Genomic DNA, 15,242 nt, shown 5'->3' on the forward strand with positions numbered 1-15,242 from the left:
ATTATTTGATTTTCTTAAATGTCAGCGGCTGAGTACTTAACATAGCTGGCACATGTAACTGAAGAGATGGGAATTCACCACTCACATTCATTTCATAAGCGAATAATAAACTCATTTTCATTTGGAATAAGTCAATTTTTGCAGAGAAGATGTCGTAGTGATGATGGTGCAATTGAACCTTCATCTCCATAAATTGTACAAATAACGAATCATCTTGTTTGTATACTTGTAATGTTCCGTATGCAGGATGTTCAAAAGTACCAGTATAATCCTCTAACTTGTGAGAAGGTGTAGTCCCTTTAATTTGTTCAGGAAGCGATTCAGTTGCTTCTTTCATCATTTCCTTCATTTTCTCAGTATCTTCTACAGCACGTTTATGCCAATCAATGGATTCTAATTCAAGTAGTTCGTCATAAATTTGATTAGCGAGATAAGTAGGAAGTAATGTTCCTCCAGCATTCGTTAAAATGACAAGGCCTATGTTTTCTGTTGGTATGAATGAAACAAGTGCTGAAAACCCATCAATATTACCGCCATGATGAATTACCTTATTACCACGGTAAGCGCTAATAAACCAACCAAGACCGTAACTATTTAATGGAGATTCAGGAAGTGATAAAACTGGTTGATCTGGAATGGAATTATGTGGTGTATACATTTGTTGTAATAATTCAGAGGAGATTAATTCATGATTTCCAAATTTACCTTTGTTTAAGTGAAGAAGGACCCAATTTGCCATATCTTCAATTGTAGAATTAATACACCCAGCAGCTCCAACTGTATCGATGTTATGGAATGGAACTTCTTTTATTTTACCTTCATTTTCAACGTAAGGTAAAGCATAATCATCTGTAGTTTGTGAATCTGTAACAGAGAAGTTTGTTTGATTCATATTTAAAGGCTCTAAAATATGTTCTGTAACGTATTGTTCCCACGTTTGATTTGTAATATTTTCCACAATGTAGCTGATTGTTGTATACATTAAGTTGTTATATAGAAACGCTGTTCGGAACGGCGCATCAAGTGGTAAATGTTTTATTTTTTCAACGAGATTTTTTCGAGATAAGGAAGAGCTATACCAAAGAGCCTCATGACGGCTTACACCGGTTCGATGAGAAGCTAAATCTCGTCCGGTAACTTGTGAGCTAGCAAGTACTTCAGATAAAGAGAAGTTAGGTATAAAAGACTGGACAGGACTATCCCAATTAAATTTTTGTTGTTGTGTTAACAAACTTAATGAAAGTGTGCCAAAAGCTTTCGTTGAGGAACCGATTGCGAATCGAGTATGCGGTGTAACAGCCTCTTTTGTTTCTATATTACGATAGCCGAAACCTTCTGAAATAATAACTTCACCGTCTTTTATTACAGCGACAGCAGCACCAGGAACATTTAAATCCTTCATCATTTTTTCAACCGTTGTTTGTAAAGAAGTCATAACAGGCGTTCCAAATTTAGACATACTTCTAACCTCCAAATATAAATTTTGTTCTACCGCACTATACTTTCGGTAATAGAAAATGAAAACCTTTTTAAATTTGGAAAGTTAATAATTTTGTAAGAATTAGTGGGAGAAATTTTATTAATTAGGATTATTAACTTTACCATTTTTCATGTTATGATAAATTGCATATACGATTGAAAGAAGGTTTTCCTACATATGAAACATGCTGAAAATGAATACTTAAATTTATGCCGCCATGTAATGGAACATGGTACGAAGAAAGAAGATCGTACAGGGACAGGAACTGTATCTGTATTTGGATATCAAATGCGTTTTGATTTGAGTAAAGGATTTCCTTTATTAACGACAAAAAGAGTACCATTTCGCCTTGTAGCAAGTGAACTACTTTGGTTTATGAAAGGTGATACAAATATTCGCTATTTATTGCAGCATAATAATAATATTTGGAATGAATGGGCATTTAAGGGCTGGGTGGAAAGTGACGAGTATACTGGTCCTGACATGACTGATTTTGGTCTTCGCTCACAACAAGATGAAGAATTTAAAGTACAGTACGATGAGCAAATGGAATTGTTTAAAAAGAACGTTTTAGAAGATGATGATTTCTCAAATAAATATGGTTATTTAGGAGACGTATACGGTAAACAGTGGCGTGCTTGGAAAACGACAGCCGGTGAGACACTTGATCAATTAAAAGATGTAATTGAAATGATTAAAAAAACACCAGACTCACGTCGTTTAATCGTTTCTGCTTGGAATCCTGAAGACGTACCGAGTATGGCATTACCGCCTTGTCATACATTATTCCAGTTTTATGTAGCGGACGGAAAACTTTCTTGTCAGTTATATCAAAGAAGTGGTGACATATTCCTTGGAATTCCATTTAACATCGCAAGTTATGCACTACTAACACATTTAATTGCACATGAATGTGGTCTTGAAGTAGGAGAATTTGTTCATACAATTGGAGATGCACACATTTATACAAATCATTTTGAACAAGTAGAAAAGCAATTGGCACGTGAACCACGTCCGTTCCCGAAACTTACATTAAATTCAGATGTGAAATCTGTTTTCGATTTTGAAATGGAAGATTTAACGATTGAAGGATACGATCCGCATCCAGCAATTAAAGCACCGGTTGCAGTATAATTGTAGAGGAGATGAAAAAATGATTGTTTCATTTATGGTCGCAATGGACGAAAATAGAGTAATTGGTAAAGATAATAATTTACCTTGGCGTTTACCGAGTGAATTACAATACGTGAAGAAAACAACGATGGGTCACCCGCTTATTATGGGAAGAAAGAACTATGAAGCGATTGGTAGACCGCTGCCTGGAAGACGTAATATTATTGTAACTCGTAATGAAGGATATCACGTTGAAGGATGTGAAGTTGTTCATTCTGTAGAAGAAGTATTTGAACTATGTAAAAATGAAGAAGAGATTTTTATTTTTGGCGGGGCGCAAATTTATGATCTCTTTTTACCTTATGTAGACAAATTGTATATAACAAAAATCCATTATGCATTTGAAGGAGATACATTCTTCCCAGAAATGGATATGACAAATTGGAAAGAGATTTTTGTGGAAAAAGGTTTAACGGATGAACAAAACCCGTATACGTATTATTACCATGTATATGAGAAACAACAATAATAAAAAAGGTTGATGTGAGAATTCGCATCAATCTTTTTATTTATATTCACCAATATAAGTTTATAGATGAGATTCGATAGTGCTATAATGATAGGTAGCATGTAAAAAATGCTAAAATTTTCAAAATTACTAATATAGAAAGAGGAGGAGAATGGATTGAGAAAGATATGGGGGATTCTTTTTCTTTGCTTAACATTCATGTTAGTTGGATGCGGTAAAGAAGAAAAACCACAAGAAGCGTTTGATACATATGTAAAAGCATGGAATAAACAAAAATTTGCAGATATGTATGATCAACTATCAAAAAATGCAAAAAAAGATATTTCAAAGAAAGAGTTTACTGAGAAATATGAAAAAATTTATTCTGGTATCGAAGTAAAAGACTTAAAGGTAGAAACAGGGGAAGTAAAAGAAGATAAAAAAGATGAAGGCCCTGTTCCTTTTAAAGTAAGCATGGATACAGTTGGTGGTAAAATTACTTTTGGCCATGAAGCAAAAATGGTGAAAGAAAAAGATGGAGATAAAGAATCTTGGAAAATAGATTGGACTCCTGATTTTATTTTCCCTGGTATGACGAAAGATAGTAAAGTGCGTATGCAGACAACACAGCCAAAACGTGGTGAAATATACGATCGTAATGGAAAAGGTCTTGCAACGAATGGGAAAGCTTCTGAAATTGGAATAGTTCCAGAAAAATTAGACGATACTGCTCCGCAAACGAAAGAGACAGTAGCGAAGTTGTTAAATATGACTGTAGAAGAAATTGATCAAAAATTAGCTGCTAAATGGGTAAAACCAGGGTATCTCGTACCAATTGGAATTTTGCCTGAAGGGGCAACGCAAAATACGTACATTGATTTAGCAGGTGTTTCAACAAAACCTGTAAATGTTCGTACATATCCATTAGGGGAAGCGGCAGCTCATCTAACTGGTTATATCGGAAAGGTAAATGCTGAAGATTTAAAAACGCTTCAAAAGAAAGGCTATCAAGCTGATGATCCAGTTGGTAAAGCTGGTTTAGAGCAAGTATTAGAGGAAAAGCTACGCGGTAAAAAAGGTGGCCGTGTCTTTGTAGAAGATGCACAAGGAAAAGAAATTAAAAACTTGGCAAAAACAGATGCTGTTGATGGAGAAAACGTAACTTTAACTATTGATAGTGCTGTTCAAGAAAAAACGTACAATGAAATGAAGGGCGAAGCTGGTTCAAGTGCAGCAATTAATCCGAAAAGTGGAGAAACAATTGCACTAGTAAGTAGTCCAGCATATGATCCGAATTTAATTGCACGAGGAACATCGAAAGCACAACGCGAAGCTTGGAATAATGATCCGAAAAAACCGATGACGAATCGCTTTACACAATTATCGGTACCAGGTTCTGTATTTAAACCAATTACAGCTGCAATTGGTCTTGAAACGAAAACGATTGATCCAAAAGAAGAGTTAAAAATTGAAGGATTAAAATGGACAAAAGATTCTTCTTGGGGTAATTATTATGTAACGCGTGTGAAAGATGCAAATCCGATTGATTTTGATAAGGCGATGAAATACTCGGATAATATTTACTTCGCACAAGAAGCATTGAAAATCGGAAAAGACAAGTTTATGAGTGAAGCGAAAAAATTCGGATTCGATGAAAAATTACCAATTGAATATGGATTCCCTGCTTCTAAAATTGCAAATGACGGTATTAAAAATGATATTCAAATGGCAGATACAGGATATGGACAAGGGCAAGTATTAATGACTCCTCTTCATTTAGCTTTAACGTATGCGCCAATTGTAAATGATGGAACGATTCCATCAGCGTATATTATTAAAACAGATAAACAACCAAAAGCTTGGAAAGAAAATGTAATTTCTAAAGGAAATCAGGATATATTAAAAACTGCTATGACGAAAGTAATTAATGATCCGGATGGCACAGGGAAAATTGCTAAAATTGATGGAATGACTCTTGCTGGAAAAACAGGTACAGCGGAATTAAAAGTATCCAAAGAGGCCGAAGGAAAAGAACTAGGCTGGTTCGCTGCATTTGATTTGAATTCACCAGATATGGTCATTACAATGATGATTGAAGATGTAAAAGGTAGAGGTGGAAGTAACATTCCAGCTGAAAAAGTAAAACATGTTTTTCAAAAATAATATGTAATAAAAGGCTATCTCTATAAATTATAGAGATAGCCTTTTTGTATGAGGAGTCTTAATATCTGTATACTAAATTTTAAAGAAACAAAATAAATCATTAACTTACGAAAAAAAAGTAGCTATTTTTTATTGACATTAATTAAAACTTTTTGTATTATACTTACATAAGGTAAGTTATTAACTTTCGAAAAATAAATCTTGAATTAAAGATAAAGAGAAAAAAGGGAGAGAATATAATGACAAAAGTACTATTTATCACAGCAAATCCAAATTCAGCAGAAGGTTCTTTCGGAATGGCAGTAGGGGAAGCTTTCATCGAGGCTTATAAAAACGAGCATCCACAAGACGAAGTTGTAACAATTGATCTATTCAATACTACTGTACCAGCAATCGATGCAGATGTATTTGGTGCTTGGGGTAAATTTGCAGCAGGTGAAGGCTTTGAAACTTTAACTGAAGTTCAACAACAAAAAGTAGCAGCAATGAACACAAACTTAGAAACATTTATGCATGCAGATCGTTATGTATTCGTAACTCCAATGTGGAACTTTAGCTATCCACCAGTAGTAAAAGCATACTTAGATAACGTAGCAATCGCAGGTAAAACATTCAAATATACTGAAAATGGTCCAGTTGGCTTATTAGAAGGTAAAAAAGCACTTCACATTCAAGCAACAGGTGGCGTATATTCTGAAGGAGCATACGCAGCTGTAGACTTCGGTCGTAATCACTTAAAAACTGTATTAGGATTTGTCGGAGTAAATGAAACTGAATATATTGCAGTTGAAGGTATGAATGCAAACCCTGAAAAAGCACAAGAAATTAAAGAAGCAGCAATTGCTAATGCTCGTGAATTAGCAAAACGTTTCTAATATAGAATGCCTTAAAAAGTCCAAACACTTGATGTTTGGACTTTTTTTCTTCTTTTTCCTTCGTTTGTCTAGTATAATGAAGGTCGGAATGATAATAGGTGGGGGTTCTGTATGATTCAAACGTTTTTTAAAATCTTTTATTTAATTTTAATCGTAATTGCGATTACACCGAGAATGTGGCGTCTTAAAAGACAAGTAAATACGATGGCGCCAAAAGAAAAAGATAATGCTGTGTACAAAACGACAAATTGGTTTGGTAAGAAAATGGTACGTGTAGCTGGAGGGACAGTAGAAGTGAAAGGGCTTGAAAATGTTCCGAAAGACAAGCCGGTACTAGTTGTAAGTAATCACCAAAGTAATATGGATATCCCTGTTTTACTAGGTTACTTAAATAAACCAATTGGATTCGTGTCAAAAGCAGAAATTAAAAAGTTCCCAGTTGTGCCAACTTGGATGGAACTTATGAATTGTGTATTTATGGATCGTAGCGATCGTCGTCAATCTCTTAAAGCAATTAAAGATGGAATCGAGCTATTAAAGAATGGACATTCTATCGTAATTTTCCCAGAAGGGACAAGAAGTAAGGGTGGCGAAGTTGGAGAGTTTAAGGCTGGTAGTTTTCATCTTGCAGTAAAGTCAGGTGTAGCAATTTTACCTGTAACGTTAGATGGTACATATAAGATGTTTGAAGCGAATGGAAATCGTATGAAGCCAGCTCATGCAACAGTAACAATTTCTAAGCCGATTACACCTGAAGATTATGCGAATATGGATATTAAAGAATTAACGAAGCATACACAGGAAGTTATCGCATCACAATTACATAAGTAGTAAAAAAGGTTTCAGCTTATAGTAAGCTGAAACCTTTTTTACTATGCTGTAGGTAAGACATAAAAGAGTACACAAAAGAACATCATCGCACTACCACCTAAAACGAACAGGTGCCATATGGCATGGTTGAAAGGTAGCTTTTCCCAAAGGAAGAATATAGCTCCGACAGAATATAAAATTCCACCTGCTAAAAGTAGTGAAAAACCATGTCCAGTTAGATTTTCATAAAGTGGTTTAATGGCAACGATTATGAGCCAGCCCATAATGATGTAACATAAAGTTGATGCCTTTATAAAGCGACGTACAAAGAAAATTTTGAAGACGATACCTCCGATTGCAAGTGTCCATATAATAGCAAGTAACGTCCATCCTAATGGGCCACGAAGTGTAATAAGTAGAAAAGGAGTATACGTGCCAGCAATCAATAAGTAAATGGCTGAATGATCTAAAATAGTAAATATTTTTTCAACTTTAGGATGATGGATGCTGTGTAGCAATGTTGAAAACAAGTACAGTAAGAACATGCTTACACCATAAACAGTAAATGCAACTACAGCTGATGCGGTACCGTGCTTAGAAGCATGAATAATCAATATGATTAAGGCAGGGATGCTTAAAATGGCACCGATACCATGTGTAATTGCATTTGCAATTTCTTCTTTTACAAATTGGGTCATTCGTGTCATTTTTTCAGTCATAATGCAAATCCTTTCTACTATCATGAAATAATATGTCATTTCCCTTACCATATCATACACAAGGGCAATAGAAAATGAAATTTGTATAATTGATTATATTTTTGAATTTTTTTGACAAAAGGCAATGGATTTGTTGACGTTTTCAAACTTTTTTGACAAAATAAAATTATGTAATAGTAGGACAAGGAAACTACTAATAAAGGGGATGGGGAAATGTTTTCAAATATTGGCTTTCCAGGGTTAATTTTAATTTTAGTAGCAGTACTCATTTTATTTGGGCCTAAAAAATTGCCGGAAATCGGGAAGGCTTTAGGGGAAACGTTAAAAGAGTTTAAAAAATCAACGAAAGAATTGACAGATGACGCATTTCAAGAAAAGGAAAAGAAAGAAAAAATGTAATGTATTTTCCTTGTAATGGATAAATAAAGTGTGGTGAACGAGTTGGAAGATCGGGAAATGAGCGTAGTAGAACATATTGTTGAGCTTCGAAAAAGAGTAATATATACGGTGTTATCCTTTGTACTATTTTTAATTATCGGATTTACTTTTACAAAGGATATTTATTTTTGGCTTGTAAAAGATTTACCAATGAAATTAACTGTTCTCGGTCCAAGTGATGTATTGTGGATTTTTTTCTCGATTGCTACAGTATTTGCTATCGTTTGTACAATTCCTTTTGCTGCTATACAAATTTGGTTATTTGTAAAACCGGGTTTACATCCAAATGAACAAAAGATGACAATAATGTATATACCGGTATTGTCTATATTATTTATTGCAGGTTTATGTTTTGGATACTTTATTGTAATGCCATTTCTATTTCACTTTTTAACTACGATAGGTAATGAAATGTTTAATACGATGTTTACGACAGAAAAGTATTTTCATTTTGTACTTAATTTAACAGTCCCATTTGCTGTGATTTTTGAATTACCAGTCGTTGTAATGTTTTTAACTAGTATTGGAATACTTACGGCGGAATTTTTAATAAAAATAAGAAGATATGCTTACGTAGCACTGATTATCATTGCATCTTGTATATCACCGCCTGACTTTTTATCTCATAGTTTAGTTGCGGTGCCGCTTATTTGTATTTATGAAGTAAGTATTGCTTTATCAAAGGTTGTTAGTAAGAGGAAAAAGAAAAGAGAAGAAATGCAGTCGAAAAGTGCCTCGTTATAAAGGCACTTTTTTATTTATTGGTTATACTATAGCTATAAACGTATACAATATATAGAAGAAAAAAATTATAGAATCTCCAAAATTTAGACAAACTTTGCGCTTTTATAAGCTTATACTAAATGTATTAAACAATTGATGGATAATGAGATTCCCGTCTCGGAGATATTTAGGATGGGAAGATGGATTAGGTGGAGATGAATAGAGTATAAATCTTCTAGCCATAAGGACTACAGAAATCATATAAGTCTGATTTTACTCCACGTTAAACAACGTGTTACAACGCAAAGTAGAGGAAGTTCAAAAATCCAATGAAAAAGAGGATTGATATTGTGATTACGAAAAGTTTTTATTTCACTCATTCAACAGGGGATTGTATTAAAATATTCGAAATCCCTGTCCTACAGGCGCAGCATCCATTATCGTTTCTAATTCAGTCTCGTCTTCAATTATTTATTGCAAAAATTCAAAAACAAAAACATCCAAGATTTGCATATTCTTTCCGTGAATATTTACAAAATTGTTTGAAGTGGAATGATTATTTAAATGTATATAAAACAAATACTCTTGAAAAAAATGCATGATATAGAGTAGAGACAGGGTTAGGAGCTCTGTCTTTTTCATTTTAGATATAAAAATATAATTAATTTGATGAAATTTCGTTCCAAATTGTTGAAAGCAATGGGAATACTAGTATAATAACAAGGAGAGCGTATTGGAAAGGGAAGAATATAATATGCAAAAAATTAAAATTGTAACAGATTCAACGGCAGATTTATCACAAGAAGTAATCGAGAAGTATGACATTCATGTTCTACCATTATCAATCTCTGTAAATGGACAAACATATTTAGATCGCGTTGATCTACAACCAGATGAATTTATTGAAGAAATGCTTAAATCAGAGGAATTACCAAAAACATCGCAACCAGCAATGGGTACATTTGTAGAAATGTATAACAAGTTAGGTGAAGATGGAAGTGAAGTACTTTCCATTCATATGACAAGTGGAATGAGTGGTACTGTAGCAACTGCAAATAGTGCTGCATCAATGACCGATACAAAAGTAACAGTTGTTGATTCTCAATTTATTACACATGCTTTAGCATATCAAGTAATTGAAGCTGCAAAAATGGCAAATGAAGGGCGCTCACTAGAAGAAATTTTAAAACGTGTAGATGAAGTAAGAAAGAATACTCGTTTATATGTAGTAGTAGATACATTAGAAAACTTAGTGAAGGGTGGACGTATCGGTAAAGGAAAAGCGTTTATCGGTTCGCTGCTTAATATAAAGCCAATTGCTAGTCTTGAAGACGGTGTTTATAATCCTGTAACGAAAGTTCGTAGCCAAGGCCAAATTGTAAAAACATTAGCTAAGTTATTTGAGCAAGATACAGCTGGAAAAGTTGTAAAGGCTGTTGCAATTCCACATGCGAAAGCAATTCCTTTAGCTGAAAGTATGAAAGCGGCGGTTGAAAAAGTGAGTGGGTTTGCTCAATCAGAAATTTTCTATACAACGCCTATAATTAGTACTCATACAGGTCCGGGTGCAATCGGATTTATGTATTTAGCAGAGTAATAAAAAAGCTACTTGAAAATATATTTCAAGTAGCTTTTTTATGTAAATAGAAAGTAAGAAATAAGAAGAGCTATACAGGCACTACCGCTAATGATATAGCGAGTCTGTAAATATCTATTCATAGAAAACACCCTTTATCCCGCAATTTGCGGACAGTAAAACTCCCACCTCAAAATTTAGCTGGAGCAAAGAGGTTAGGTAACGGGCTGTCCGTAAAAGCCTTCACTATAGGATTTTCTATATTATATGTTAGATGTAGAAAATCAGTCGCTACGTTACACATGTAAAGTTTCAATTTTTTCATTTATTTGCTTATCATTTGTTGCGTTACTATAAATAAAAGTTTGGCCTAAAAAGAGTACATGCAGTTGTTCCCATGGTAACATGCGCAAATTCCAATTATTTCGAAGTCTAGTTATTGCTTCACGAGGTGTTTCATCGGCGAGTGCAAATGCTCCGTAATGCATCGGTATAAAATGAGTAGCGTTTAAATCTAAATAAGCTTGCACAGCCTCTTCAGGTGAAACATGAGATACTTTCATAAACCATTCTGGTTCATAAGCGCCAATGGGCATAAGAGCAATATCAATTAAAAAGCGTTCACCAATTTCTTTGAAACCTTGGAAATAGCCACTGTCGCCACAAAAATATATGGTTTCCATAGTCGTTTCATTATCAATAATCCATCCCCCCCAGTGAGACGTATTCATATCAAATAAGAATCTTCTCGTCCAGTGCTGAGCAGGTACGAAGTGAAAAGAAACTTCGTTAATTATCGTACTTTCCCACCATTTATACTCTTCTACATGTTTAAATTTCTTACGAGTAAATAATTTTTTTAATCCGATAGGTACAAGGTATAGAACATCATCATTCAACTGACGAAGAGTTGAAAAATCTAAATGATCATAATGACCATGTGAAATAAGGACAATATCAATTTTAGGTAGTGCTTCTATAGAGAGTCCAGGTTCTGTAAGTCTTGGAACTAGCTTTAATTTATTGGCCCATACTGGATCTGTTAATATATTAAGTCCATTCGTTTGGATAAGAAAAGTAGAATGCCCAATCCATGTGACAGTCGTTTTTTTTACATTACTTTGCAAAAATGCACTTTGTTTAACGGGTGATTGTTCTACTAAGAAAGAAAAATCTTTTTTGTTTTGCTTTCGTTCTTTACGCCAGCGTAAAAAAGAGCGAATTGATTTTTTTGTACTAACATTATCCATATTTTCATAGCGCTTTGCCATGAACATCACCTCATTTAAAATCGTTGTATTTGTATTGTACCGAAATGTTGTTAAGGAATACAGTGTAAAACATGGATTAATGTTTAAGGAATTGTTAAAAAATAGGGAAAGGTATTTACAAAAGTAACAATAAAAATAGTTTTATCACTTCTATTTATAGAAATAATAGTAAAAAAATATATTTTGTCTAGTAATTCGCTTGAAATAAAGAAGTAACATACGTAAATTCGTACGATTTCGTGAACAAATGTAGTAAACAATTTTCTCGTAGTGTTAACTTTTGTTATTATAAACATAACCTATTTAAATTTAGGATAGAGAAAAGAGGTTTATAAATGAAGCGTTATCAAAAAATAATTGGTCTTATGGTTGTATTTTGTCTCTTTGTACTTGCAGGATGTAGTGGATCAGGTTCAAAGCTTCGTAAACCATTGAATTGGGATTTAGAAACTTTCCAATTTACAAATCAAGATGGAAAGCAATTTGGTACAAAAGATTTAAAAGGGAAAGTTTGGGTTGCAGATTTTATGTTCACAAATTGTCAAACAGTTTGTCCACCAATGACTGCAAATATGGCCAAGCTGCAAAAGATGGCAAAAGAAGAGAAGATAGACGTTCAGTTTGTTTCATTTAGTGTAGATCCAGACCTTGATAAACCAGAAAATCTGAAAGCATTTATTCAAAAGTTTACAGAGGATACTAGTAACTGGAATTTATTAACGGGATATTCGTTAGAAGATATTACAAAGTTTTCAAAAGATAATTTCCAATCACTTGTAGATAAGCCGGAGAACGGTCAGGTCATGCATGGTACATCATTTTATTTAATTGATCAAAACGGAAAAGTAATGAAAAAGTATAGTGGCATTAGTAATACGCCATACGAAGACATTATACGTGATATGAAGCGATTAGTGGATTAAAAATAAGGGTGCATAGCACCCTTATTTTTTTGCATTAGTCTATGGATAAAATGTCATGTTGTTGGGGAAGTTTCGGCGCCCGAATTTCTAATACGCCGTTTTGATAAGAAGCTTTTGCTGCTTTTTTATTAATTGAATACGGCAACTTAATCAATCTTGATGCTTCTGAAATGGAACGTTCTCGGCGATAATAGTTATGGGATGTTTCTTCTTCCTCTTCGAGTATCTCTTCTTTTACAGAGACTTTTAAGTATTCACTTTGTATTTCAATTTGGATTTGCTCTTTTTGTATACCTGGTAGTTCAGCTGTAACAACGAGTTCTTCACCAACTTCATATAAATCTACAGGGAATGTTAATAAACGGTTTCCTTTTTGGAAAAAATGATTTAAATCAGCGATTACATTGCGAAGAGGTGTTTGCTCGAAGAAATCATCAATTTGCTTTAAGTAATTACGAACCGGTGGGCGAGAAGAATCTTTTTTTTCTTCACTCATGGTATTCCCTCCTAGAAATCAATTTGCAATATCATATGACAAAAGCGGAGAAAGGTGAGTGCCTAGTTTTCATGTTTTCATAAAAAATTGTTAAAAATGTGAAATGGAGTGATTTTTTTATAGTTTTTGGTCGCCATATTCAGTTGATTATGCTAGTATAAATAGGGTTGATATAGTAGTATAGAAACAGAATGAAAACCGAAAGAGGGTAAGAAGTATGTGTGGTTTTGTAGGATGTTTATGTGAAAACCCTAGAGAGTTTTCAGAAACAGAAAAACATCAATTTGAAAATATGAACACGATGATTTTCCACCGTGGTCCAGATGACGAAGGATATTTTCGTGATGAACATGTACAATTTGGCTTCCGCCGTTTAAGTATCATTGACTTAGAGGCAGGACATCAGCCGCTAACTTATGAAAATGATCGATATGTAATTATTTTTAATGGTGAAATTTACAACTATGTAGAATTACGTGAAATGTTACTTGAAAAAGGTGCAACGTTTGCAACGCAATCTGATACAGAAGTTATTATTGCATTGTATGCACATATGAAAGAAAAATGTGTAGACTACCTTCGTGGTATGTTTGCATTTATGATTTGGGATCGTGAAGAGAAGAAACTTTTCGGTGCACGTGACCACTTCGGTATTAAACCTCTATACATCGCACAGCAAGGTGATACTACATTCTTCGCATCTGAGAAGAAAAGTATTATGCATGTGATGGAAGATAAAGGCGTTAATCCAACGTCACTACAACATTATTTTACGTACCAATATGGCCCAGAGCCAGAAACATTAACAATTGATGTTAATAAAATCGAGCCTGGTCATTATTTCGTAAAAGAAATCGGTAAAGAGATGGAAATCCATCGCTACTGGAAACCTTATTTCAATGCTTCAAGTGCAACGAAAGAGGAGCATATCCAAGCAATTCGTGATGTACTATATGATTCAGTAAAAGTGCATATGCGTAGTGATGTACCAGTAGGTTCATTCTTATCTGGTGGTATCGATTCATCTATCATCGCTTCTATTGCAAGAGAAATGAATCCAAATCTTTTAACATTCTCTGTTGGTTTTGAGCAACGTGGTTTCAGTGAAGTTGATGTTGCAAAAGAAACTGCTGAGAAATTAGGCGTTAAAAACCATAACGTATTCATTTCAGCGAAAGAATTTATGGATGAGTTCCCAAAAATCATTTGGCATATGGATGATCCTTTAGCTGATCCAGCAGCTGTACCATTGTACTTCGTTGCTAAAGAAGCACGTAAACATGTAACAGTTGTTCTTTCAGGTGAAGGCGCAGACGAGCTATTTGGTGGTTATAACATTTACCGTGAGCCAAACTCACTAAAAATGTTCTCTTACATTCCTAGCCCAGGTAAGAGTGTTCTAAAAGCATTGAGTGGTGCTCTTAAAGAAGGATTTAAAGGTAAGAGCTTCCTAGAGCGTGGATGTACACCAATTGAAGAGCGTTACTATGGAAATGCGAAAATCTTCCGTGAAGAAGAAAAAGCTGAATTAATGAAGTATTACAATGAAAGTGTTAACTATATGGATATCACGAAACCATTGTATAACGAGATTAAAGATTATGATGATGTAAGTAAAATGCAGTACATTGACATGTTCACATGGTTACGCGGTGACATTTTATTAAAAGCTGATAAAATGACAATGGCAAACTCATTAGAACTTCGTGTACCGTTCTTAGATAAAGAAGTATTCGATGTTGCATCTAAAATTCCAACTGAACTTAAGATTGCTAACGGAACTACGAAAGCTATTTTACGTGAAGCAGCACGCGGAATCGTTCCAGATCACGTATTAGATCGTAAAAAACTTGGATTCCCAGTACCAATTCGTCACTGGTTAAAAGACGAAATGCATGATTGGGCTATAAATATTATAAACGAAAGTAAGACAGAGCATTTAATCGACAAACAGTATGTATTAAACTTACTGGAAGCACATTGTGCAGATAAAGGCGATTATAGCCGTAAAATTTGGACTGTACTTGCGTTTATGGTATGGCACCAAATTTATGTTGAGCATAAATACGATACGAACAAGTTCCATGAAGAAACAAAACGTGCGTATAGCTTAGTGTAATTAGAAAAACCTTAAGATCGCATACGGT

General features: G+C 34.2%; 15 protein-coding genes. 11 read left to right on the forward strand and 4 right to left on the reverse strand.

The window, feature by feature from the left end; translation table 11 throughout:
* Position 1 precedes the first annotated feature (1 nt).
* Positions 2-1,459 (reverse strand): serine hydrolase, encoded by a 1,458-nt coding sequence (locus BCG9842_RS10510; protein ID WP_000032719.1) that lies wholly within the window; start codon positions 1,457-1,459, stop codon positions 2-4.
* Between the two features lie 198 nt (positions 1,460-1,657).
* Between BCG9842_RS10510 and BCG9842_RS10515 the strand changes: the two genes are divergently transcribed.
* From BCG9842_RS10515 to BCG9842_RS10535, 5 genes are all read left to right on the forward strand, one after another.
* Complete coding sequence (locus BCG9842_RS10515) at positions 1,658-2,614, forward strand: thymidylate synthase (RefSeq protein WP_000679590.1); 957 nt, start codon at positions 1,658-1,660, stop codon at positions 2,612-2,614.
* Between the two features lie 19 nt (positions 2,615-2,633).
* Positions 2,634-3,122, forward strand: coding sequence for a dihydrofolate reductase (locus BCG9842_RS10520; protein WP_000637208.1), 489 nt, complete (start codon positions 2,634-2,636; stop codon positions 3,120-3,122).
* A 156-nt stretch (positions 3,123-3,278) separates the two neighbouring features.
* Positions 3,279-5,264 (forward strand): penicillin-binding protein 3, encoded by a 1,986-nt coding sequence (gene pbpC / locus BCG9842_RS10525; RefSeq protein WP_001227236.1) that lies wholly within the window; start codon positions 3,279-3,281, stop codon positions 5,262-5,264.
* A 239-nt stretch (positions 5,265-5,503) separates the two neighbouring features.
* Positions 5,504-6,139, forward strand: a complete 636-nt coding sequence (locus BCG9842_RS10530; protein ID WP_000170033.1) for an FMN-dependent NADH-azoreductase — start codon at positions 5,504-5,506, stop codon at positions 6,137-6,139.
* Positions 6,140-6,250: 111 nt separating this feature from the next.
* Positions 6,251-6,970, forward strand: a complete 720-nt coding sequence (locus BCG9842_RS10535; RefSeq protein WP_000616579.1) for a lysophospholipid acyltransferase family protein — start codon at positions 6,251-6,253, stop codon at positions 6,968-6,970.
* A 41-nt stretch (positions 6,971-7,011) separates the two neighbouring features.
* Here BCG9842_RS10535 and trhA read toward each other — a convergent pair whose 3' ends face one another.
* The gene (gene trhA, locus BCG9842_RS10540; RefSeq protein ID WP_000136889.1) at positions 7,012-7,668 is read right to left on the reverse strand and encodes a PAQR family membrane homeostasis protein TrhA; all 657 of its coding nucleotides are present in this window, start codon (positions 7,666-7,668) and stop codon (positions 7,012-7,014) included.
* 213 nt (positions 7,669-7,881) lie between these two features.
* Here trhA and BCG9842_RS10545 point away from each other — a divergent pair, with 213 nt between their 5' ends.
* The 4 genes from BCG9842_RS10545 (at position 7,882) to BCG9842_RS10560 (ending at position 10,426) form a co-directional block, all read left to right on the forward strand.
* Positions 7,882-8,067 (forward strand): twin-arginine translocase TatA/TatE family subunit, encoded by a 186-nt coding sequence (locus BCG9842_RS10545; protein WP_000492443.1) that lies wholly within the window; start codon positions 7,882-7,884, stop codon positions 8,065-8,067.
* A gap of 57 nt (positions 8,068-8,124) precedes the next feature.
* A complete protein-coding gene (gene tatC, locus BCG9842_RS10550; protein WP_000117643.1) occupies positions 8,125-8,850 on the forward strand; it encodes a twin-arginine translocase subunit TatC in 726 nt (241 codons plus the stop codon).
* Between the two features lie 329 nt (positions 8,851-9,179).
* Positions 9,180-9,431: a DUF2535 family protein gene (locus BCG9842_RS10555; protein WP_000629010.1), complete on the forward strand. Its 252-nt coding sequence runs from the start codon at positions 9,180-9,182 to the stop codon at positions 9,429-9,431.
* 152 nt (positions 9,432-9,583) lie between these two features.
* The gene (locus BCG9842_RS10560; RefSeq protein WP_014894780.1) at positions 9,584-10,426 is read left to right on the forward strand and encodes a DegV family protein; all 843 of its coding nucleotides are present in this window, start codon (positions 9,584-9,586) and stop codon (positions 10,424-10,426) included.
* Between the two features lie 275 nt (positions 10,427-10,701).
* Here the strand turns inward: BCG9842_RS10560 and BCG9842_RS10565 are convergent, their stop codons facing one another.
* On the reverse strand, positions 10,702-11,676 hold the full coding sequence (locus BCG9842_RS10565) for an MBL fold metallo-hydrolase (RefSeq protein ID WP_001129637.1): 975 nt from the start codon (positions 11,674-11,676) through the stop codon (positions 10,702-10,704).
* 335 nt (positions 11,677-12,011) lie between these two features.
* Between BCG9842_RS10565 and BCG9842_RS10570 the strand changes: the two genes are divergently transcribed.
* A complete protein-coding gene (locus BCG9842_RS10570) occupies positions 12,012-12,599 on the forward strand; it encodes an SCO family protein (RefSeq protein WP_000833341.1) in 588 nt (195 codons plus the stop codon).
* Positions 12,600-12,633: 34 nt separating this feature from the next.
* Here BCG9842_RS10570 and BCG9842_RS10575 read toward each other — a convergent pair whose 3' ends face one another.
* On the reverse strand, positions 12,634-13,095 hold the full coding sequence (locus BCG9842_RS10575) for an Hsp20/alpha crystallin family protein (RefSeq protein WP_001288086.1): 462 nt from the start codon (positions 13,093-13,095) through the stop codon (positions 12,634-12,636).
* 217 nt (positions 13,096-13,312) lie between these two features.
* Here BCG9842_RS10575 and asnB point away from each other — a divergent pair, with 217 nt between their 5' ends.
* A complete protein-coding gene (gene asnB / locus BCG9842_RS10580; protein ID WP_000333819.1) occupies positions 13,313-15,214 on the forward strand; it encodes an asparagine synthase (glutamine-hydrolyzing) in 1,902 nt (633 codons plus the stop codon).
* Positions 15,215-15,242 lie beyond the last annotated feature (28 nt).

Source organism: Bacillus cereus G9842, assembly GCF_000021305.1.
Taxonomy (GTDB): Bacteria; Bacillota; Bacilli; order Bacillales; family Bacillaceae_G; genus Bacillus_A; species Bacillus_A thuringiensis_S.

What these genes read in the sequence shown, in the direction of transcription:
- BCG9842_RS10510 (WP_000032719.1), bottom strand. Translation starts at nt 1,459, where the DNA reads ATGTCTAAATTTGGAACGCCTGTTATGACTTCTTTACAAACAACGGTT.
- BCG9842_RS10515 (WP_000679590.1), top strand. Translation starts at nt 1,658, where the DNA reads ATGAAACATGCTGAAAATGAATACTTAAATTTATGCCGCCATGTAATG.
- BCG9842_RS10520 (WP_000637208.1), top strand. Translation starts at nt 2,634, where the DNA reads ATGATTGTTTCATTTATGGTCGCAATGGACGAAAATAGAGTAATTGGT.
- BCG9842_RS10530 (WP_000170033.1), top strand. Translation starts at nt 5,504, where the DNA reads ATGACAAAAGTACTATTTATCACAGCAAATCCAAATTCAGCAGAAGGT.
- BCG9842_RS10535 (WP_000616579.1), top strand. Translation starts at nt 6,251, where the DNA reads ATGATTCAAACGTTTTTTAAAATCTTTTATTTAATTTTAATCGTAATT.
- trhA (WP_000136889.1), bottom strand. Translation starts at nt 7,668, where the DNA reads ATGACTGAAAAAATGACACGAATGACCCAATTTGTAAAAGAAGAAATT.
- BCG9842_RS10545 (WP_000492443.1), top strand. Translation starts at nt 7,882, where the DNA reads ATGTTTTCAAATATTGGCTTTCCAGGGTTAATTTTAATTTTAGTAGCA.
- tatC (WP_000117643.1), top strand. Translation starts at nt 8,125, where the DNA reads ATGAGCGTAGTAGAACATATTGTTGAGCTTCGAAAAAGAGTAATATAT.
- BCG9842_RS10560 (WP_014894780.1), top strand. Translation starts at nt 9,584, where the DNA reads ATGCAAAAAATTAAAATTGTAACAGATTCAACGGCAGATTTATCACAA.
- BCG9842_RS10565 (WP_001129637.1), bottom strand. Translation starts at nt 11,676, where the DNA reads ATGGCAAAGCGCTATGAAAATATGGATAATGTTAGTACAAAAAAATCA.
- BCG9842_RS10570 (WP_000833341.1), top strand. Translation starts at nt 12,012, where the DNA reads ATGAAGCGTTATCAAAAAATAATTGGTCTTATGGTTGTATTTTGTCTC.
- BCG9842_RS10575 (WP_001288086.1), bottom strand. Translation starts at nt 13,095, where the DNA reads ATGAGTGAAGAAAAAAAAGATTCTTCTCGCCCACCGGTTCGTAATTAC.
- asnB (WP_000333819.1), top strand. Translation starts at nt 13,313, where the DNA reads ATGTGTGGTTTTGTAGGATGTTTATGTGAAAACCCTAGAGAGTTTTCA.